Below are 20,763 nucleotides of genomic sequence, written 5' to 3' on the forward strand. Positions count from 1 at the left end.
CGCGTGAGAAACGCAGCCAAGCTGAAGAAACTCCAACCTCCATCCTAAGTCATAGGCATGGTCACTACGCCGGAAGTCGGATTTCCTACGAAAGGCTAAATTGACCGGAATCGCCTTTACTTCATCGTGCGGGGATGTAGGACTGCGCGGTCACTCGCCGGCTCAGGCTCGGGCGCGCGCAGGCTTGCTGCGGGTATTCGGTTTTCTGGCTGAGACGGGTTGCATTTACTGGATCGTACTCCGGGATGGTGCCGGGGCGGTCCATTGCTGTGGCGGAATGCGGCCCATGGTGGGCCGGCGCGCTAATGGGGAACGGCATGACGGCGATGGTGGAGACGGCGGACGCGTTGGATCCGAAGGTTCTGCTGATGGCCTTGCGGCAACTGCGCAAGGGCGACTTCTCCGTGCGGCTGCCGCTCGACCTGACGGGCATGGACGGCGAGATCGCCGCCGCCTTCAACGACGTGGTCGAGCTGAACCAGAACATGACCACGGAGGTCAGCCGGCTCAGCGTCGCCATCGGCAAGGAAGGCCGCATCAGCCAGCGCGCCAAGCTGAACAACGCATCCGGCGGATGGGAAACCTGCGTCGACAGCATCAACACGCTGGTCGGCGACATGATCCAGCCGACGACGGAAATCGCGCGCGTGATCGGTGCCGTCGCAAAGGGCGACCTGTCCAAGACCATGGCGCTGGAGATCGAAGGCCGTCCGCTGCAGGGCGAGTTCCTGCGCACCGCCCGCAACGTCAACACCATGGTGGACCAGCTCGTCACCGTCACCACCGAACTGACGCGCGTCGCGCGCGAAGTCGGCATCGAGGGCAAGCTGGGCGGACAAGCCCAGGTGAAGGGCGTCGCCGGCACCTGGAAGGATCTGACGGAGAACGTCAACGTGATGGCCGCCAACCTGACCGGTCAGGTGCGCAACATCGCGGAGGTGACGACGGCGGTCGCCAAGGGCGACCTGTCGAAGAAGATCACCGTCGACGTGAAGGGCGAGATTCTCGAACTGAAGTCCACCATCAACACCATGGTGGACCAGCTGAACAGCTTCGCTTCGGAAGTGACGCGCGTGGCGCGCGAGGTGGGTTCCGAAGGAAAGCTCGGCGGGCAGGCGAAGGTCGAGGGTGTCGGCGGCACTTGGAAGGATCTAACCGACAATGTGAACATGATGGCGGCCAACCTGACCGGTCAGGTCCGCAACATCGCGGAGGTGACGACGGCGGTCGCGAAGGGCGACCTGTCGAAGAAGATCACCGTCGACGTGAAGGGCGAGATTCTGGAGTTGAAGTCCACCATCAACACCATGGTGGACCAGCTGAACAGCTTCGCCTCGGAAGTGACGCGCGTGGCGCGCGAGGTGGGTTCCGAAGGAAAGCTGGGCGGTCAGGCGAAGGTCGAGGGCGTCGGCGGCACCTGGAAGGACCTCACCGACAGCGTGAACATGATGGCGGCGAACCTGACCGGTCAGGTCCGCAACATCGCCGACGTGACCACCGCCGTCGCGACGGGCGATCTGTCGAAGAAGATCACCGTCGACGTGAAGGGCGAAATCCTTGAACTCAAATCCACCATCAACACCATGGTGGACCAGCTGAACAGTTTCGCCTCGGAAGTGACGCGCGTGGCGCGCGAGGTGGGCTCGGAGGGCAAGCTCGGCGGTCAGGCGCGGGTCGAGGGCGTCGGGGGCACCTGGAAGGACCTCACCGACAGCGTGAATTTGATGGCGGCGAACCTGACCGGTCAGGTGCGAAACATCGCCGACGTGACGACGGCGGTCGCCAACGGCGACTTGTCGAAGAAGATCACCGTGCCGGTGAAGGGCGAAATCCTTGAGCTGAAGAACACCATCAACACCATGGTGGACCAGCTCAACAGCTTCGCCTCGGAGGTGACGCGCGTGGCCCGAGAGGTGGGCTCCGAAGGCAAGCTGGGCGGTCAGGCGCAGGTGAAGGGTGTCGGCGGCACCTGGAAGGACCTCACCGACAGCGTGAACGCGATGGCCACCAACCTCACGGGGCAGGTGCGAAACATTGCAGAGGTGACGACGGCGGTCGCCAATGGCGACTTGTCGAAGAAGATCACCGTCGACGTGAAGGGCGAAATCCTTGAGCTGAAATCCACTATCAACACCATGGTGGACCAGTTGAACAGCTTCGCCTCGGAAGTGACGCGCGTGGCGCGCGAGGTGGGTTCCGAAGGCAAGCTGGGCGGTCAGGCCCAGGTGAAGGGGGTTGCCGGCACCTGGAAGGACCTGACCGACAATGTGAACGCGATGGCGACGAACCTGACCGGTCAGGTGCGAAACATTGCGGAGGTGACGACGGCGGTCGCCAACGGCGACCTGTCCAAGAAGATCACCGTCGATGTGAAGGGCGAAATCCTTGAGCTGAAATCCACCATCAACACCATGGTGGACCAGCTGAACAGCTTCGCCTCCGAAGTCGCCCGCGTGGCGCGCGAGGTGGGCATCGAGGGCAAGCTGGGCGGTCAGGCCCAGGTGAAGGGCGTTGCCGGCACCTGGAAGGACCTGACCGACAACGTGAACATGATGGCCGCCAACCTGACCGGTCAGGTGCGAAACATCGCCGAAGTCACCACCGCGGTCGCGAAGGGCGACCTGTCGAAGAAGATCACCGTCGACGTGAAGGGCGAGATCTTCGAACTGAAATCCACCATCAACACCATGGTGGACCAGTTGAACAGCTTCGCCTCGGAAGTGACGCGCGTGGCGCGCGAGGTGGGTTCCGAAGGCAAGCTGGGTGGTCAGGCGAAGGTGGAGGGTGTCGGCGGTACCTGGAAGGACCTGACCGACAATGTGAACATGATGGCGGCCAACCTGACCGGTCAGGTGCGCGGCATCGCCAGCGTCGTCACCGCGGTCGCCGACGGCGACCTGAAGCGCAAGCTGGCGGTGGACGCCAAGGGCGAGATTGCGGCGCTGGCCAACACCATCAACGGCATGATCGACACGCTGGCGACCTTCGCCGATCAGGTCACCAACGTGGCGCGCGAGGTGGGCATCGAAGGCAAGCTGGGCGGTCAGGCCCGCGTGCCGGGCGCCGCCGGCCTGTGGAAGGATTTGACGGAGAACGTGAACCAGCTGGCCGCGAACCTGACCACCCAGGTGCGCGCCATCGCCGAGGTCGCCACGGCGGTGACCAAGGGCGACCTGACCCGCTCCATCACCGTCGAGGCGATGGGCGAGGTCGCGGCGCTGAAGGACAACATCAACGAGATGATCCGCAACCTTCGCGACACGACGCTGAAGAATGCGGAGCAGGATTGGCTGAAGACCAACCTCGCGAAATTCACCCGCATGCTGCAGGGCGAGCGCGATCTGGTCACCGTCTCCAACATGATCCTGTCGGAGATCGCGCCGCTGGTGAATGCGCAGCATGGTGTCTTCTACGTCGCCACCCGCGACCGCGACGAGCCGCTGCTGGAACTGGTCGCCTCCTACGCGCTGAAGGAGCGCAAGAACCTGTCCAACCGCTTCCACCTGAAGGAAGGTCTGGTCGGGCAGTGCGCCTACGAGAAGAAGCGCATCCTGCTGACCAACGTGCCGCGCGATTACGTGTCCATCAGTTCCGGCCTGGGCGAGGCGCCGCCGTTGAACATCATCGTCCTGCCGGTGCTGTTCGAAGACGACGTGAAGGCGGTGATCGAACTGGCGAGCTTCGGCCGCTTCAGCGAGACGCACCAGAGCTTCCTGGAGCAGCTGACCGAGAGCATCGGCATCGTGCTGAACACGATCGCCGCCAACATGCGCACCGAAGGTCTGCTGAAGCAGTCGCAGCGCCTGACCACCGAACTGCAGAGCCAGCAGGAGGAACTGAAGACCACCAACGAGCGGCTGGAACAGCAGGCCGCCTCGCTGCGCAAGTCGGAAGAGCTGCTGAAGGCCCAGCAGGAGAAGCTGACCACCACCAACGAAGCGCTGGAGGAAAAGGCCGAGCAGCTGGAGAAGCAGAACATCGAGGTGGAGCGCAAGAACCGCGAGGTCGTGCTCGCCAAGGCGGCGCTGGAGGAGAAGGCCGAACAGCTCGCCCTCACCTCCAAGTACAAGTCGCAGTTTCTGGCGAACATGAGCCACGAGCTCCGCACGCCGCTGAACAGCCTGCTGATCCTGTCCAAGCTGCTGGCCGACAACCCCGACACCAACCTCTCCGACCGCCAGGTGGAGTTCGCCCGCACCATCCACTCCGCCGGCTCCGACCTGCTGGGCCTGATCAACGACATCCTAGACCTGTCGAAGATCGAATCCGGCACAGTCACGCTGGAGATCGGCGAGGTCGTGCTGGGCGACCTGCGCAACCATGTGGAGCGCACCTTCTCCCAGGTGGCGCAGGAGAAGAAACTGGCCTTCACCATCGAGATGGACCAGACGCTGCCCGCCAGCATCCAGACCGACGAGAAGCGGCTGGCCCAGGTGCTGAACAACCTGCTGTCCAACGCCTTCAAGTTCACGGACGCCGGCGGCATCACCTTCCGCGTCGCCCCGGCGACGGAGGGCTGGAGCGCCGCGCACCCGACGCTGAACGCGGCGTCGTCGGTGCTGGCCTTCACCGTGGTCGACACCGGCATCGGCATCCCCGAGGACAAGCAGCGCATCATCTTCGAGGCGTTCCAGCAGGCCGACGGCACCACCAGCCGTAAATACGGCGGCACCGGCCTCGGCCTGTCGATCAGCCGCGAAATCGCCCGCCTGCTGGGCGGCGAGATCCGGGTGACCAGCACGCCCGGCAAGGGCAGCGCCTTCACGCTCTATGTCCCGCGCAGCTATGACGTCGCGGAGGAAACCGCCAACCCGCTGGTCGCCGCGGCCAGCACCGCGCTGGCGCCCGCCGGCCTGCTGACCAGGCGGCCGGAGGCGGGCACCCGCCCGGTGGTGGCGTCCGGCCCGCAGGAAGGGCTCGCCCTGCTGGAGATGCAGCCGGCCGGCGACGACCGCGAACGCATCCGCGCCGGCGAGCCGGTGGTGCTGATCGTGGAGGACGACGCCACCTTCGCCTCCATCCTGATCGATCTGGCGCGCGAGAAGGGCTTCCGCACGGTTCTGTCGGCCGGCGGGGCGGCGGCGCTGCCGCTGGCGCGCAAATACCGGCCGGACGCCGTGCTGCTCGACATCGGGCTGCCGGACATGGACGGCTGGGCCCTGCTGGACCTGCTGAAGCGCGACCCGCAGACCCGCCACATCCCGGTCCACGTCATCTCCGCCAAGGACGAGCGGCGGCGCGGCCTGTCGATGGGCGCCTTCGATTATTCGGAGAAGCCGGTGGAGCGCGAAGCGATCTTCGACGCCCTGAACCGGGTGAAGAGCTTCAAGGAGCGCGACCACCGCAAGCTGCTGGTGGTGGAGAAGGACAATCCGCAGCCGGGCGCCGTCGCCGCCCTGATCGGCAACGGCGACGTGGAGACCCACACCGTCACCTCCATCGAAGCGGCGATGGCGGCGCTGTCGGCTGACCGCTTCGATTGCATGGTGCTGGATCTGTCCAGCCCGGCGCTGCCCGGCCCCTCCGCCGCCGACTTCGAACTGGTGGAATGGCTGCGCACCCGCGACACGCTCGCCTGGATGCCGGTGGTGGTCTATGTCGCCTCCGACATCACGGCGGAGGACGAGGCGCGGCTGCGCCGGCTGGCCGAGACCGTGGTGCTGAAGAGCGCCCGGTCGCCCGCCGGCCTGCTCGACGAGACCGCGCTGTTCCTGCACCGTGCCGTCGACAAGCTGCCCGACGACAAGCGGCGCAGCATCCTGGACCTGCGCCAGCATGATCCGTCGTTGGCCGGGAAGCGGGTGCTGGTGATCGACGACGACATCCGCAACATCTTCTCGCTCGCCAGCGTGATGGAGGCCCACAGGATCGAGGTCCTGCATGCCGAGAGCGGTCGCGAGGGGATCGAGCGGCTGCGCGCCGACCCGGGCGTCGACGTGGTGCTGGTCGACATCATGATGCCGGAAATGGACGGCTACGAAACCATGCGCACGATCCGCAGCATCGACGAGTTCCGCGGCCTGCCGATGATCGCCGTCACCGCGAAGGCGATGAAGGGCGACCGCGACAAGTGCATCGAAGCCGGAGCGACCGACTATATCGCCAAGCCGGTGGACATCGACCATCTGCTGTCCCTGCTGCGGATCTGGACCGCCAAGGGCGGCAGGCCGCAGCCGCGCGGCGGAGTTCAGGCATGACCCGGCGCAAGCTGCGCCCGGCGAGGGTGGCGCGGCGCGGGCCGTTCGTGCCGCCGCCCGCTTTCCCGGTGCCGGCGGTCCGCCGCTCGCGGCTGCTCGGCACCACCAGCGTCCAGCCGGCCAGCGCCGACCAGGACGCCGTCCGCCAGACGCTTCTTCCGCCGGATGTGGCGCTGCCTGCGGCCGCACCCGTTCCGGCCGCCACACCCGCACCGGCGGCCGGTGCCCCCGCGGGATGGGAAAGCATGACCACCGACGTTCCTCCGCAGCCTGACAAGGCCGACGTGGCGATCCTGATCGTCGATGACGACCCGCGGAACCTGTTCGCCGTGCGCGAGACGCTGGAGGACATGAACGCGCAGCTCGTCCTGGCGAGGTCGGGTGAAGAGGCGCTGAAGCACCTGCTGCGGCAGGACTTCGCGCTGATCCTGCTCGACGTCCATATGCCGGGAATGGACGGCTACGAGACGGCGGAGCTGATCCGTCTGCGCGAGAAGTCCCGCCACATCCCCATCATCTTCCTGACCGCCATCAACAAGGACGAGACGCACATCTTCCGCGGCTATGCCAGCGGCGCCGTGGATTACATGTTCAAGCCGGTCGATCCGCACATCCTGAAATGCAAGGTGTCGGTCTTCGTCGACCTCTACCGCAAGACGGAGGCGGTGAAGCGAGAGGTCGAAGCCAAGCAGCGCCTGCTAGACGAGAACGAGCGGGTGCGGCGCGAGATGCGGCAAGCCGAACAGGCGTTGCGCCGGTCGGAGGAGCGGCAGGCGCTGATCCTGGGGCAGCTGCCGATCGTGCTCTACACCGCGGATTTGACGCCGGGCATTCCCTTCCGCTACCTGTCCGACACGGCGCAGTCGGTGCTGGGCTGTCCGGCCGCCCGCTTCATCGATGATCCCGGCTACTGGGAAGCGGGACTTCATCCGGACGACCGCAACCGCGTGCTGCGCCAGTTGGAGTCGATCCACGACACCGGGCTGACGACGGTCGAATACCGCTGGCGCTGCCCGGACGGCAGCGAGCGCCATCTTCTGGACCAGGCGGTGGTGGTGCGCGACGAGGACGGCCAGCCGGCCGAGCTGTTCGGCACCATCCTGGACGTGACCGAGACGCGCCAGGCCCAGCGGCAGCTCGCCCACGCCCAGAAGATGGAGATGGTCGGCCAACTGACTGGCGGCATCGCCCATGACTTCAACAACATGCTGATGGTGGTGATCGGCAGCCTCGAACGGCTGGTCCCCAGCCTTGCCGAGGATCCGAAGGCGGCGAAGCGGGCCGAGATGGCGCTGCAGGCGGCGCTGCGCTGTTCCGACATGACGCGGCGCCTGCTGACCTTCGCGCGGCGCCAGCAGCTCCACCCGGAGCCGGTCGATCTCGGCGCGCTGGTCGCCGGCATGGGCGAGCTGATGGAGCGCACGCTGGGCGGCGGCGTCGGCATCGCCATCGAGGCGCCTGCGGCCGATGCGGAGCCGCTGTGGACCGCGTCGGTCGACCGGTCGCAGGCGGAATCAGCGCTGCTGAATCTCGTCATCAACGCCCGCGACGCCATGCCCGGCGGCGGTACCCTGCGCATCCGCACGGAGAACGCCCGCTTCGAGGATACGCAGTCCGCTCACGGCATGTCCGTCCCGGCCGGCGACTACATCCTGCTGTCGGTGTCCGACAGTGGATGCGGCATGCCGCCGGACGTGCTGGAACGCGCCTTCGAGCCCTTCTTCACCACCAAGGAGGCGGGGAAGGGAACCGGTCTCGGCCTTGCCATGATCCATGGCTTCGTCAAGCAGTCGGGCGGGCTGATCGGCATCGACAGCACTCCGGGTGTCGGCACCACCTTCCGCCTTTACCTGCCGAGGGCGGCAGTCGACACGGTCCACGGTACGGCCTCCGACGACGAAGACGCCGACGAGGCGTTCGCCGGTCGCGGCGAGACCGTGCTGGTAGTGGACGACGACGCCGACGTGCGCGCCGTCGCCGTCCAGGCCGTGGGTGCGCTGGGCTACCGCGTGCTGGAAGCCGATGGTGGGGAAGCGGCGCTGACCCTGCTGGATCGACAGCCGGTCGATCTCCTGTTCACCGATATCGTGATGCCGGGTGGCCTGAACGGGCGCGAGCTGGCGCGCGAGGGGCTGCGCCGCCACCCCTCGCTCCGGGTGCTGTTCGCCTCGGGCTATGCCAACGGAACCAGTGCGCCGGAGCCGGAGGCCGGCGCCGCCATGCCTGCAGACGACGGCACGGATCCGGGTGCCGTGCTTGGGGCGGTGTTGGGCCGGGCGGAGACGCTGGCCAAGCCCTATCGCGACGGCGATCTCGCCCGCGCGCTGCGCCGCGCGCTGGATCTGCAGTCCCCCCTCGCGCCGGCGGAGGCCGTCCGGGGCTGACGAGGGGGATCGATGGCGGGGATCGATGGCGGCGCCGTCCCACGCCGCTGGTTGTGCACATCAGGTCAGGTTTTGGTTCATGGTTTTGTCCGACGATGCGCTTGCCCTGCTTCGAAGCTCGATCCGTTCGGTATGGGCGCTCGAACTTCTGCTTCTGCTGCGCCGGAACCCCGAGCGCGATTGGTCGAACGGCGATCTCGTGAGGGAGTTGCGGGGCAGCGATGTGGTGGTTCAGGAGGCGCTTGGCGGTTTCCTGGGGGCCGGGCTGGTGGTGGCGCTGGCGGACGGCCGCCACCGCTACCATCCCGCCGCCCCCGTCCTCGACCAGTGGGTCGAGGAGATCGCGCAGGCCTATGCCACCCGTCCGTCCGCGGTCATCCGGGAGATCTTCGCCGCCCCCGGAAACAAGGTGCAGATCTTCGCCGATTCCTTCCGCTTCCGCCTCAACGACTGACGCCAGTGAATGACATGATCGCCGCTTTCCAATTCGACATCGTGGACCGATCCCCCTCTCCTTTGCCCGGGAGAGCGGGGTGGGGGAGCTGACATGGACGTCGTGAAGTCGGCGGTCTATCTGCTGTGCTTTGCCGCCAGCCTGCTGTGCATGGTCCTGCTGCTGCGCAGCTACCTGCGGTCGCGCAGCCGCCTTCTGCTGTGGAGCACGCTGTGCTTCGTCTGTCTGGCGATCAACAACCTGCTGCTGTTCATCGATGTCGTCGTCCTGCCGACCCAGGTCGACCTGCTGCCGTTCCGCCAGTTCTCCGCCATGGCCGGCGTGGGCGTGCTTCTCTATGGCTTCATCTGGGATGCAGAGTGATGCTGCCGACGACCTCCAGCTTCTTCACCGGTGCGCTTGCGGCACTCTATGCGGTTGCAGGACTGTTCTTCCTCAGCTTCTGGAGGAGGACGCGAGACGCGCTGTTCGTCTCCTTTGCACTGGCCTTTGCCCTGCTGGCGGTGAACCAGACCGTGCTGGCGCTTGGCGGGCTGGAGCGGGAGGAGCAGAGCTGGGTCTATCTGCTGCGGCTGCTGGCCTTCCTCGTGATCATCGCCGCCATCGTGCGCAAGAATTTCGAGGGGCGCCGCCACCGCTGAGGGGGGAGTTTCCGGGTCACTTCCGCCCGTCGCCGAACCGGCGGCAGTCCCACTCGTCGGTGCCGGACGACGCCCGGCCGCCGTTGGAGGTGCGGTAGCGCCCGTCGTCGCACTGGCCGTTGCCGGCATAGCGGCTGTAGCCGTCCCGGCCGCGTCCGCCGTAATGCCCATTACCGTAATGATAGCCGTCGTCGTAGCCGCCACGGCGGTGGTGGCGCCGGTCGCGCTCGTATTCCCGGTCATCGTCGTCGTCGCCGGCCGTCGCCGCCAGGACGCCCAGCCCGACCACCGCGGCGCCGAGCAGCAGGGCGCCCGTCATGTCGTCGTTTCCGTTCCCGTTGCCGGCGCAGCCCGGCAGGGCCAGCGACACCGCAAGGCAAGCGGCCAACACCGTCCTGCCGCCGAAGACACCGCGCCGCACCGTCTTTTCCATCGCCGCCTCCCAGCATACGGGTACTTTCATGTATGAACACACAGGCGGAGTTTTTCATCCAGTACCATTATAATTTCTTTTTAGAAATATTTGTCCTTCCCGGCTTTCGCTGTCCTGAAGGCATGCCCGGGTGCTCACCACGGGGCTTGGCCCGGCCGGGATGAAGCCCTATGGTCGGCCTGCTGTCGCCAATATGGGGAGTGCGTGGATGTTCACCGCCAGGATCCTGCTGCTCGGCTCCGGTGAGCTGGGCAAGGAATTCGTCATCGCCGCAAAGCGGCTGGGATGCGAGGTCATCGCCTGCGACAGCTACGCCAACGCCCCGGCGATGCAGGTCGCCGACCGGGCAGAGGTGTTCTCCATGCTCGACGCCGACGCCCTGCGCGCCGCCATCGCCAAGCATCGCCCCGACTTCATCGTGCCGGAGGTGGAGGCGATCCGCACCGAGGTGCTGCACGAGTTCGAGGATGCCGGCACCACCGTGGTGCCGTCGGCCCGCGCCGCCACCATGACGATGAACCGCGACCGCATCCGCGAGGTCGCCGCAACGGAACTCGGGCTGCGCACCTCGCGCTACCGTTATGCCGAAAGCCTGGACGAAGTCCGCGCCGGGGCGGAGCACACCGGTTTCCCCTGCGTCATCAAGCCGGTGATGTCGTCGTCGGGCAAGGGGCAGAGCACGGTGCAGGACGCCGCCGGTCTGGAAGCCGCCTGGGACTATGCGGTGGCGAACATGCGCGGCGACCGCCGCAAGGTGATCGTCGAGGAATTCGTCCCCTTCGAATACGAGATCACGCTGCTGACCGTCCGCACCCGCGACGGCATCCTCTATTGCGAGCCGATCGGCCACCGGCAGGAGCGCGGCGACTACCAGGAATCCTGGCAGCCGGTTGCCATGCCGCAGGCGATGCTGGACGATGCCAAGGCGATGGCGGCCCGCGTTGTCGACAATCTCGGCGGTTACGGCATCTTCGGCGTCGAGTTCTTCGTGACGGCTGACGAGGTCGTCTTCTCCGAACTGTCGCCGCGCCCGCACGACACCGGCATGGTTACCCTGCTGTCGCAGAACCTGTCGGAATTCGAACTGCACGCCCGCGCCATCCTGGGCCTGCCGATCCCCAGCATCGTCTGCCGCAGCCCCTCGGCCTCCGCCGTCATCCTGGCCGACCGCGAATCCGAGGATTTCCGCATCGAGGGGCTGGCCGATGCGCTGGGCCTCGGTTCGGTGGAGCAGGAGGTCGATGTCCGCCTGTTCGGCAAGCCGACCACCCGCAAGAACCGCCGCATGGGCGTGGCGCTGGCGACCGGCACCGACACCGACGACGCGCGGGCGCGGGCCAAGCAGGCTGCGGACAAGGTGACGATCCGGTATTCGTGATTGGCTGTGCCGCGCCGCGGGCGGGAGACGGTTCCTCGCCCGCGGCGGCCTTGTCAGACAGAGGTGGCGAGCGATCCGGACAGGGTGTTCGTTTCGATCAGGGGCGCTGCCCGGCCGCTGGTGGTCAGCGGTGCGGTCGAGCGGCCTTCGCGATAGCCGAATGCTACATAGTGGGAGATTGCCGCCGTTTCGCTGCTGCCCAGCACACGCTGAAGATCGGGGTTGCGGGACAGATAGGCCGCAGTATTGAAGGTCGTCGACCGTCCTTCCAACCGCCCGGTGGTGGCATAATGGAGGGCCGCCGCCGTGGTATCGTTGCCGAATGCCCGGATCAGGTCGGGGTTGGCTGCGATATAGCCCATGGCGTTGAATGATGTGCTTCGCCCTTCCAACCGCCCGCTGGTGATATAATGCCGGGTCGCGGCGACGGTGTTCGTCCCGAAGGCTGCGGCAAGATCCCGGTTCGCGGCCAGATACCCAACTGCATTGAAGCTGGTGGAGCGGCCTTCGCTGTAGCCGCTCTGGACATAATGGTCGAAAGCCCCCGACTCGTTGGCGCCGAGCGCGGCAGCCAGATCGCGGTTGGACGCCAGATAGCCCAGGGCATTGAAACCCGCGGCGCTGGAGGATGCCACCGTGCGGTCATAGAAGCGGATGTACTCGACGTTCGTCAGCAGGTCGGAGCCGTTGCTGCGGTCGAGAACGGCTACCGCCCCGTTGAAGGCGACGAGTTTGTCTGCAGTGTAGTACTGGCTGCTGATGACGGTGTCCGCGCCTTCGCCGCCGTCGATGAAGTCGGTCCCATACCCGCCGCTGATGAGATCATCGCCGCCGCCACCGGCGATGTAGTCGTTGCCCGAGTGGCCATACAGAATATCTGACTGAGCCGAGCCGAAGATCTGGTCGTTGCCCGACAGCATCGACTGTGTGGTCAGAGCGCTTGCAAGGCTGTAGACGCTGGAAAAGCCGATGCTGGTATTGCTGAACGAAACCAGAAGCGTGCCGTTCGGCTGGGTCGCCGTGATGGACGTTATCCTGCCCGAAATATTGTAATCGGTTACATTCAGAACGCCCCCAACCGTGATGTCCATCACCGGAGTGTTGTTCAGCGTATACCGAAAAGTAATCTGTGACGAGCTTTGCGCAACAAGATAGAAGTTATCGTAGACAATCCCAGCGGTGTCATTGCTTCCTGACAGGTTGACGGCCACATTTGCGACAACAGTACTCATCTCAAATCCTTTTCCGACTGTCCAATGCCGAAATCTGGTCAGCGTCCATTGTCCGATTTAGCGATTATTCATCCGTAGGCGGAGAATATGATCGCTGGCGGGTGGGCTCTACCTGCGAATTGGCGGCTCGGCGGCAACACTCCCTTTCCATTCCGCGGGCGGGTGGGGAATGTTGCGCGTTTGATGCAGCCTTAAGTATAACTTTCGGACCGAGGAAAGTCTAGGGTTGAGCAGCCGTCCTTATCGTCATATGCCTGCGGCAATTCCCGCAGCACAATGCCGCTACCGCCCCAGCAGCCTGTCCACCCGCCGCAGCGCCGGGAACATCGCCGCCCACAGTCCGGCCAGCCCGACCGCACCGACGCCGCCCAGCACCACCGCCGGCACCGCGCCGATCATCGCGGCGACACTGCCGGATTCGAACTCGCCCAGCTGGTTCGAGGCGCCGATGAACAGCGAGGTGACTGCGCCGACCCGGCCGCGCATCTCGTCGGGGGTGGACAACTGGATCAGCGTCTGGCGGACGAACATGCTGACCTGGTCGGTGGCGCCGACCGCCAGCAGGGCGATGAAGGACAGCACCGGATCGGTCGACAGGCCGAAGGCGATGGTGGCGACGCCGAACCCGGCGACGGCGACCAGCATCCAGCGTCCGGCATGGCGCTTCACGCCCCAGCGGGTGATGACCATCGCCATGGCGAGCGCCCCCAGGGCTGGCGCGGAGCGCAGCAGGCCAAGTCCCCATGGCCCGACGAACAGCACATCTCGGGCATAGATCGGCAGCAGCGCTGTCGCGCCGCCCAGCAGCACCGCGAACAGGTCGAGCGAGATGGCGCCCAGGATCTCCGGCCGGCTGCGGATGAAGGCGGCGCCGGCCAGCATGCTCGGCAGGCTCATGGCGCGCTTGGTCATGGTGACCGGGCGGGGCCGGCAGGCGGCGATCAGCAGGACCGACAGCACCAGCATCGCCGTGCTGACGCCATAGACCGCTGCCGGGCCGGCGATGTAGAGCAGGCCGCCCAGCGCAGGGCCGGAGATTTGCGCCACCTGCACCCCCGACGATTGCCAGGCGACGGCGTTGGGCAGATCCTCCAGCGGCACCGTCGCCGACAGGATCGCCTGGTTGGCGGGTCCCTCAAAGGACTTGGCGAGGCCGATCAGCGCCACCACGGCGAAGATCGCGTGCGGCGACAGCGCGCCCGCCATGGTCAGCAGGAACAGGGCGGCGACCGCGGCCATTTCGACGGACAGGGCGCCGAACAGCACCGTCTTGCGGTCGTTGTTGTCCACCACATGGCCGGCCACCAGGACCAGCGCCAGGGTGGGCAGGAATTGGAACAGCCCGACCAGCCCGAGGTCGAGCGGGTTGTCGGTCATGGCGTAGACCTGCCAGCCGACCGCCACCACCTGCATCTGGATCGCCAGCATCGAACAAACCCGCGCGCACCAGAACAGGGCGAAGGCACGGTGACGGAAGGCGGACCGGAAACTATCCCCGGCCGCGGGGGCAGTGGTCATTCAAACTGGCTCCAGAAGTGTGGCGAGCCCCAGCCCGCCGCCGATGCCGAGCGTGGCGAGCCCCCGGCGGGGTGACATGCCCGCCGCGGGGAACAGCAGCTCGGTGAAGAGGCGCGTCACCAGGATGGCTCCCGACGCACCATAGGGATGGCCGAGCGCCAGCGCGCCGCCGCCGACCGAAACGCGGGACTGGTCGATGCCCAGCGCGTCGAGGCTGGCCAGCACCTGGGCGGCGAAGGCCTCGTTGAACTCGATCAGGTCGATGTCGGCAGCCGACAGGCCGGGATTGCGGGCCAGCAGCTTGGCCACCGCCGGAACCGGGCCGGTGCCGAGCAGATTCGGGTCCACGCCGGCCGCTACGCTGTCCACCACCGCCAGCCCTTGGGTCAGGCCAAGCTCGCGGAACTTCCGCTCCGACACCACCGCCACCAAGGCGGCGCCGTCATTGACCGGGCAGGCGTTACCGGCGGTGACGGTGCCGTCCGGCCGCAGGATGGGGCGCAACGCCGCCAGCTTTTCGAGGCTGGTGTCGGCGCGCGGGCACTCGTCGCGATCGACGATGCGGCCGTCGCGCAGGGTGAGCGGCACGATCTCGCGCTCGAACCGTCCGGTCGCCTGGGAGGCGACCGCCTTGCGGTGGCTGTCCAGGGCATGGCGATCCTGCCGGGCGCGGTCGATTCCGTAGACGGCGGCGACATTCTCCGCCGCTTCGATCATCGACGGGTCGCCGATCTCGTCGGGGGCGAAGCGCGCGCGGTCGTAGAAGGTCGGGCTGCGGTAGAGGCTGGATGGCTTGGCGACGCGCCAGGGAGCGGTGCTGGTGCTCTCCACCCCGCCAGCCAGCACGACGTCGCAGGCGCCGGACTGCACCAACCGGGCAGCGAGGTTGATCGCCTCCAGCCCGGACCCGCATTGACGGTCCACCGTCACGCCCGGCACCGAAACCGGCAGGCCGGCCGCCAATGCCGACAGCCGCGCGACATTGCCGCCGGGTCCGACCGCATTGCCCAGCAGCACCTCGTCCACCTCCGCCAGCCCGATTCCGGTATCGGCAAGCACTGCGCGGATCACCGGTGCGGCGAGATCCTCCACGGGCAGTTCGCGCAGGACGCCGCCGATGCGGCCGACCGGGGTGCGACGCGCGGCGACGATGATCGGGTGGGTCATGCGCTGCCCCGCTCAGTTTCCCTCTCCCCCCCGGGGAGAGGGTCAGGGTGAGGGGGAGGCATATCGAGGATTTTTTCGGCTGCGCCGAACCCCCTCATCCCAACCTTCTCCCCAGGGGGGAGAAGGGGCTTGGCGCCGGAGCGGGGAGGTGCGTTCACGGCCATTACTCCACCACCTCCAGCCCACCGCCCTTCGCCCGTTCGCGGACATCGGTGCGGGCGATCTTGCCACTCCCGGTCAGGGGCATGTCGGCCGCCGCGAACACCCGCCGCGGTGCCTTGTAGGCCTCCAGCCGCTCCTGGCACCAGATGCGCAGGTCCGCCAGTGATGCGCGGCTACGTCCGCGCCACCAGACCACTGCGGACAGGGCGTCGCCCCAATAGGGATCGGGCAGGCCGAACACCACCGCCTCCGCAACCGCGGGATGGGCGCGCAAGATCGCTTCCACCTCCGCCGGATAGACGTTCAGGCCACCGGTGATGACCATGTCGCCGGCGCGTCCGACCAGCCGCAGCCAGCCCTCGCCGTCGATCCAGCCGTAATCGCCGACCGTGCCCCAGCCGTCCCGCTCGCGATATCCGGCGCCGTCGGTGGTGCCGAGATAGCCGTCGCTGAGCATGCCGCTCCGCACCCAGACGGTACCGGGCCGGCCGCGCTCCACCGGGTTGCCGTCATCGTCGCGCAGGCTCAGCTCCACCCCATGGAAGGGGCGGCCGACGCTGTCCGCCGGAGCGCCCTCGTGCGACGAGCGCAGGCTGACGAAGCTCAGTTCCGACGCGCCATAATATTCCAGCACCGCGGCATCGGGGCACAGCGCCGCCAGCCGGTCATGCACGGCGGGCGCCAGTTTGGCGCCGGAGCAGACCACCCGGCGCAGGGCGGGGAAGTGCCGGCCGTCGCGTTCCGCCGCGTCGAGAATGCCGACCAGCATCGTCGGCACCAGCACCAGCGTGGTGACACCCCGCTCCGCCAACTGCGCCGCCGCGTCCGCCCCGTCGAATTTCGGCTGCACCCGGATCGTGGCGCCGACCGACAGCCCTTCCACCGCGCCGTAGAGGCCGAGGCCATGGACCAGCGGCCCCGGCACCAGCACGACATCGTCGGACCCGATGCCGAACTCCACCCGGCTCGCCTCCAGCGTCGCCAGCCATGACCCCTGGTTGCGGATGAAAGCCTTCGGCCGCCCGGTGGTGCCGGAGGTGAAGCCGACCAGAAAAGGCGTCCTCGGGTCGACCGCCGGAATGCTCCAGCCCGCCGGCTGTGCGGCGATCCACGCGGCCGCGGTCTCCGTCGTCAGGTGCAGGTCCGGCTGGAAGGTATCGAGTGCGGCAGCGGTCTGCGCCGCGCTCCATTTCGGATCGAGCAGCCCGACGATGCCACCGGCCGCGACGATGCCGAAGAACAGGGCCGGAAGCTCCGCACGGTTGCCGAGGCTGAGCGCCACGCGCGGCGATGCACCGTCCGTCCGCAGGGCCGCTACCCCGGAGCCTGCCCGCCGTACCTGCTCCAGCAGGGCGGCGTAGGACACCGCCACGCCATCGAACACCAGGGCGGGATGGCCGGGCGTGCGCCCGGCCGCGAGCGCGAATGGGCGTGCGAGGTTGTCCGCCCCGGTGATGCCGCCGCTCGATGACGATCGGTCAGGCGCCATTCTCTCAGGCGCCATACTCTCAGGCATGAATCGGCAGGATGCCGGCCCGGCGGACGCCCGCCGCGGCCACCGCGGCGATGCCGGCCTTGATCAGGTCGCCCGGCACGAAGGCGAGCGAGCCGAAGACGGCCTTCTCGACCGGCAGGCCGGCGACCAGCCACAGCCAGGGAATGCCGCCGGCATAGACGACAAGGATGCCGCCGACGACGCTGACCGCGAACAGGCGGATCGGGTTGGCGTTGGTGGCGAAGCGCTCCGCCAGCCAGCCGGTGACGAAGGCGGCCACCGGCCAGGACAGCACGAAACCGCCGGTCGGCCCCATCAGCACGCCGATGCCGCCACGCCCGCCGGCCAGCAGCGGCAATCCGGCGGCAACCAGCAGAACGAACAGCAGGGCGGCGATGCCGCCGCGCTTGGCGCCCAGGATGGTGCCGGCCAGCATGACGCCCAGCGTCTGCGCGGTGACCGGCACCGGCAGGAAACCGAGCGGGATCGGCGGCGCCATGCCGAGCCCGCCCAGCAGGGCGGCGAACAGGGCACAGAGGACGAGGTCGCGGGTGGACAGCATTGCGGACGCTTCCTTCGGATGGTGACGTTATCGTTGTGTACTGTTTTTTGTTGCGGCTTGTGATCCGGAGTCCGCCGGATCGTAGCCGCGTGCTTCCAATGCGGCGGTCAGATCATCGGCCATGGTGAGGATCTTGACCAGCAGCGGAACGAACAGGGCGGCTATGTTGCGCTCGACGCCGCGGGCGCGCTGGGCCATCCGCACCTCGCGCACCTGCTCGCCCAGCAGGGGGATGAAGCGGATGGTCAAGGCCAGCATCAGCGCCATCTTGGCCGGGTTGACCCCGACCGGGCGCAGCAGGCCGAACAGCCGCTCGAACAGGTCGACCATGTCCATGACGCGGGTGGTCAGCGTGACCAGGGTCGCCAGCAGGATCAGGGCGGCGAAACGGGCGATGGCGACCGCCGTCTCCTCCCACCCGCCGCCGGCCAGCAGGGACTGGAAGCCGAACAGCAGGGTCAGCATGACGACCGGCGCCCGCAACTCCTTCAGCACCCGCCCGATGGGCAGCTTCGCGGCGACCAGCACCGTCGCCCCGGCCAACCCGGCGGCCAATGCTCCCCAGGCACCGGGCAGCGCCAGCACGATGATGGTCACCAGCAGCAGCCCGCCCAGCTTCGCCCCCGCCGGCAGGCGGTGGATGGCCGACTCCCGATGCAGGTAGAGCCCCAGCATCAGCCGAGCCGCTCGATGTAGGCCGGCACGGTCTCCGCCGGCGGCCCATCCGCCACGACGCGGCCATCCTCCAGCACCAGCGCCCGGTCGAAGTCCTTCACCATGTCGAGGTCGTGGGTGACGACGATCACCGTCTGCGGCAGTCCGCGCAGCAGTTCGATCACCTTGCGGCGGTTGCGCAGGTCGAGCAGGGTTGTCGGCTCGTCGAAGATCACATAAGCCGGTTCCAGCACCAGCACCCCGGCGATGGCCAGCAGTTGCTTCTCGCCGCCGCTCATCTGGTGGGCCGGCTGGTGGCGGTAGCGGTCGAGGCCGTAGCGCTCCAGCGCCCCGGCGACGCGGCGGGCGATCTCGTCCTTCGGCAGCTTGCGCGCCTTCAGCCCGAAGGCGATGTCCTCTTCGACCGTCGGATAGACGATCTGGGTGTCTGGATTCTGGAAGACGAACCCCACCCGCTGGCGCACGGCCCGGCCTTCGGTGCGGGTGTCCAATCCATCGACGGTAACGTTGCCGGCGGTCGGTACGATCAGCCCGTTCAGCAGCCGCGCCAGCGTGCTCTTCCCCGACCCATTGCCGCCGAGAATGGCGATGCGCCGCTCCGCCAGCCGCAGCGACTGGTCGTGCAGGACGGGACGGTCGCCATAGGCGTGGGTGACTGACCGGAGTTCGATCATCGACGGGGGACGAGCTTTCGCGTTGCAGTTCTGTTGCGCATGCGAAAGGTTCTTAGCGAGTATATGAAGCGCGTGCCAGGGGGGAAGTTGCCAAATTCGCAACTTATGCCCCCTCCCTAACCCTCCCCCGCTCCGCGGGAGAGGGGACTGCCGCTATAACGCAAATCCACCCTCTCCCGCGAAGCGGGGGAGGGGAGGGGCCCATGCGTCAGCATGGGAAGGGAGGGGGCAATGCCAGGTGGTGCACTGCAAGAACTTAGAAGCTGTTCCGCTCGTGATACGTCTGCAGGAACTGCTGCACCCGCGGTTCCGTGGATTCGTGGAAGACCTCGCGCGGGGTGCCGAAGGCGGCGATGCGGCCGTGGTCGAGGAAGGCCACCTTGTCGGCGACGTTGGCGGCGAAGCCCATCTCGTGCGTCACCACCACCATGGTCATGCCGTCGGCGGCAAGATCGCGCATGACCTGCAGCACCTCGCCCACCAGTTCGGGGTCGAGGGCCGAGGTCGGCTCGTCGAACAGCATCAGATGGGGTTCCATCGCGATGACGCGGGCGATTGCCACGCGCTGCTGCTGGCCGCCCGACAGGCGGGCGGGATAGCTGTCGGTCTTGGCGGACAGACCGACGCGGTCCAGCATCCGGCGGGCATGGGCGGCTGCCGCGGCCTTGTCCATGCCGCGGACCTGCACCAGGGCTTCGGCCACATTCTCCAGCGCCGTCATGTGGGGCCACAGGTTGAACTGCTGGAACACCATGCCGACGTTGCGCCGCAGTTCCCGCAGGTCGCGGTTCGACAGGCGGCGGCGCGGCGTGCCTTCGGTGTAGCCGACCAGCTTGCCTTCGATGCGGATTTCGCCGCGGTCGTAGACCTCCAGGAAGTTGACGCAGCGCAGCAGCGTGCTCTTTCCCGACCCGCTGGGGCCGATCAGGCAGACGACCTCCGACTTGTTGACGGTCAGGTCGATGTCGCGCAGCACCTCGTTGGTGCCGAAGCTCTTGCTGACGCCGCGGATGGTGACCATCGGCGCGGCATCCCCGGCGGTGGCGGAACGGGGCGAGGAGGCGGTTTCGGAAATGGTGGTCATCACGCCCTCGCGGTTGCGGTCTGGGTCGAGGAGCCCTGCGGCGACGCATGGGTCAGGAAACGGGTGACGCGGGCTTCCAGCCGGCGGCCCAGGCGCGACACCACCTCCACCAGCAGCCAGTAGAACAGCGCCATGCCGACGATGGTCTCGAAGGTGGCGAAGGTTTCCGCCGCCATCGTCTGCATCTCGTACATGAGTTCCGGCACGGTGATGATCGACAGCACCACCGTCTCCTTGGTCAGGATCGCCATCATGTTGACGATGGCCGGAATGGTGGACACCAGCATTGCCGGCACGATCACCCGGCGCAGGATCGAGCCGTAGGACATGCCGAGGCTGAGCGCGGCCTCCACCTGCCCCTTCGGCACCGCCTGATAGCCGGCGCGGAAGATCTCGGCGAAATAGGCGCTGCCGTAGATGCCGAGGCCGAGGATGCCGGCCGCCGTCGCCTCCAGCCGCAGGCCGATGGACGGGCCGCCGCTGTAGAGCAGGAACAGCTGGATCAGGAAGGGTGTGCCGCGGATCACCTCGATATAGGCGCGGATGACCCAGCGCAGCGGCTTCACCGGGATTTGGCGCAGCAGCATCAGGACGAAGCCCAGCACCATGCCGATCAGGCAGCCGGCGCCCCAGCACAGGATGGTGACGCCGAAGCCGCGCAGCAGCGCCGGGCCGTACTGGACGAGAAGGGAGAGGTCCAACATCGG

The 20,763-nt window shown here is 67.3% G+C and carries 16 protein-coding genes; 6 read left to right on the top strand and 10 right to left on the bottom strand.

Annotated elements, in window-relative coordinates:
- Window positions 1–326 precede the first annotated feature (326 nt).
- The 5 genes from ACWPKK_RS23025 to ACWPKK_RS23045 all read left to right on the top strand — a co-directional run bounded on the left by ACWPKK_RS23025 (window position 327) and on the right by ACWPKK_RS23045 (window position 9,676).
- Window positions 327–6,197: a HAMP domain-containing protein gene (locus ACWPKK_RS23025; RefSeq protein WP_452009635.1), complete on the top strand. Its 5,871-nt coding sequence runs from the start codon at window positions 327–329 to the stop codon at window positions 6,195–6,197.
- A complete protein-coding gene (locus tag ACWPKK_RS23030) occupies window positions 6,194–8,581 on the top strand; it encodes a response regulator (RefSeq protein WP_452008889.1) in 2,388 nt (795 codons plus the stop codon). The genes ACWPKK_RS23025 and ACWPKK_RS23030 overlap by 4 nt, the downstream gene beginning before the upstream one ends.
- A gap of 79 nt (window positions 8,582–8,660) precedes the next feature.
- Window positions 8,661–9,035, top strand: coding sequence for a hypothetical protein (locus ACWPKK_RS23035; RefSeq protein ID WP_452008892.1), 375 nt, complete (start codon window positions 8,661–8,663; stop codon window positions 9,033–9,035).
- Between the two features lie 93 nt (window positions 9,036–9,128).
- Window positions 9,129–9,398, top strand: a complete 270-nt coding sequence (locus tag ACWPKK_RS23040; protein WP_310118740.1) for a DUF5985 family protein — start codon at window positions 9,129–9,131, stop codon at window positions 9,396–9,398.
- The gene (locus tag ACWPKK_RS23045) at window positions 9,398–9,676 is read left to right on the top strand and encodes a DUF5985 family protein (protein ID WP_324864864.1); all 279 of its coding nucleotides are present in this window, start codon (window positions 9,398–9,400) and stop codon (window positions 9,674–9,676) included. The genes ACWPKK_RS23040 and ACWPKK_RS23045 overlap by 1 nt, the downstream gene beginning before the upstream one ends.
- A gap of 16 nt (window positions 9,677–9,692) precedes the next feature.
- On the opposite strand, the gene ACWPKK_RS23050 is transcribed toward ACWPKK_RS23045, so the two are convergent.
- Entirely contained in the window at window positions 9,693–10,109 is a 417-nt protein-coding gene (locus ACWPKK_RS23050; RefSeq protein ID WP_452008897.1) for a hypothetical protein, read from the bottom strand.
- 208 nt (window positions 10,110–10,317) lie between these two features.
- Here ACWPKK_RS23050 and purT point away from each other — a divergent pair, with 208 nt between their 5' ends.
- On the top strand, window positions 10,318–11,487 hold the full coding sequence (gene purT, locus ACWPKK_RS23055) for a formate-dependent phosphoribosylglycinamide formyltransferase (protein ID WP_452008899.1): 1,170 nt from the start codon (window positions 10,318–10,320) through the stop codon (window positions 11,485–11,487).
- Between the two features lie 53 nt (window positions 11,488–11,540).
- Here the strand turns inward: purT and ACWPKK_RS23060 are convergent, their stop codons facing one another.
- From ACWPKK_RS23060 to ACWPKK_RS23100, 9 genes are all read right to left on the bottom strand, one after another.
- The gene (locus tag ACWPKK_RS23060; protein ID WP_452008902.1) at window positions 11,541–12,719 is read right to left on the bottom strand and encodes a calcium-binding protein; all 1,179 of its coding nucleotides are present in this window, start codon (window positions 12,717–12,719) and stop codon (window positions 11,541–11,543) included.
- A gap of 282 nt (window positions 12,720–13,001) precedes the next feature.
- Complete coding sequence (locus ACWPKK_RS23065; protein WP_452008905.1) at window positions 13,002–14,237, bottom strand: MFS transporter; 1,236 nt, start codon at window positions 14,235–14,237, stop codon at window positions 13,002–13,004.
- Window positions 14,238–15,404: a thiolase family protein gene (locus ACWPKK_RS23070; RefSeq protein ID WP_452008907.1), complete on the bottom strand. Its 1,167-nt coding sequence runs from the start codon at window positions 15,402–15,404 to the stop codon at window positions 14,238–14,240. It lies immediately after the preceding gene.
- 163 nt (window positions 15,405–15,567) lie between these two features.
- Window positions 15,568–17,055: a class I adenylate-forming enzyme family protein gene (locus ACWPKK_RS23075; protein ID WP_452008909.1), complete on the bottom strand. Its 1,488-nt coding sequence runs from the start codon at window positions 17,053–17,055 to the stop codon at window positions 15,568–15,570.
- 19 nt (window positions 17,056–17,074) lie between these two features.
- Complete coding sequence (locus tag ACWPKK_RS23080; protein WP_452009637.1) at window positions 17,075–17,620, bottom strand: biotin transporter BioY; 546 nt, start codon at window positions 17,618–17,620, stop codon at window positions 17,075–17,077.
- A gap of 30 nt (window positions 17,621–17,650) precedes the next feature.
- On the bottom strand, window positions 17,651–18,298 hold the full coding sequence (locus tag ACWPKK_RS23085; RefSeq protein ID WP_452008911.1) for an energy-coupling factor transporter transmembrane component T family protein: 648 nt from the start codon (window positions 18,296–18,298) through the stop codon (window positions 17,651–17,653).
- Window positions 18,298–18,972, bottom strand: a complete 675-nt coding sequence (locus tag ACWPKK_RS23090; RefSeq protein WP_452008914.1) for an energy-coupling factor ABC transporter ATP-binding protein — start codon at window positions 18,970–18,972, stop codon at window positions 18,298–18,300. The genes ACWPKK_RS23085 and ACWPKK_RS23090 overlap by 1 nt, the downstream gene beginning before the upstream one ends.
- Before the next feature lie 256 nt (window positions 18,973–19,228).
- Window positions 19,229–20,056: an amino acid ABC transporter ATP-binding protein gene (locus tag ACWPKK_RS23095; protein ID WP_452008917.1), complete on the bottom strand. Its 828-nt coding sequence runs from the start codon at window positions 20,054–20,056 to the stop codon at window positions 19,229–19,231.
- Window positions 20,056–20,760 carry an amino acid ABC transporter permease gene (locus ACWPKK_RS23100; protein ID WP_452008919.1) on the bottom strand — a complete coding sequence of 235 codons (705 nt, stop codon included), beginning with the start codon at window positions 20,758–20,760 and terminating at the stop codon, window positions 20,056–20,058. The genes ACWPKK_RS23095 and ACWPKK_RS23100 overlap by 1 nt, the downstream gene beginning before the upstream one ends.
- Window positions 20,761–20,763 lie beyond the last annotated feature (3 nt).

Source organism: Azospirillum largimobile (genome assembly GCF_977007025.2).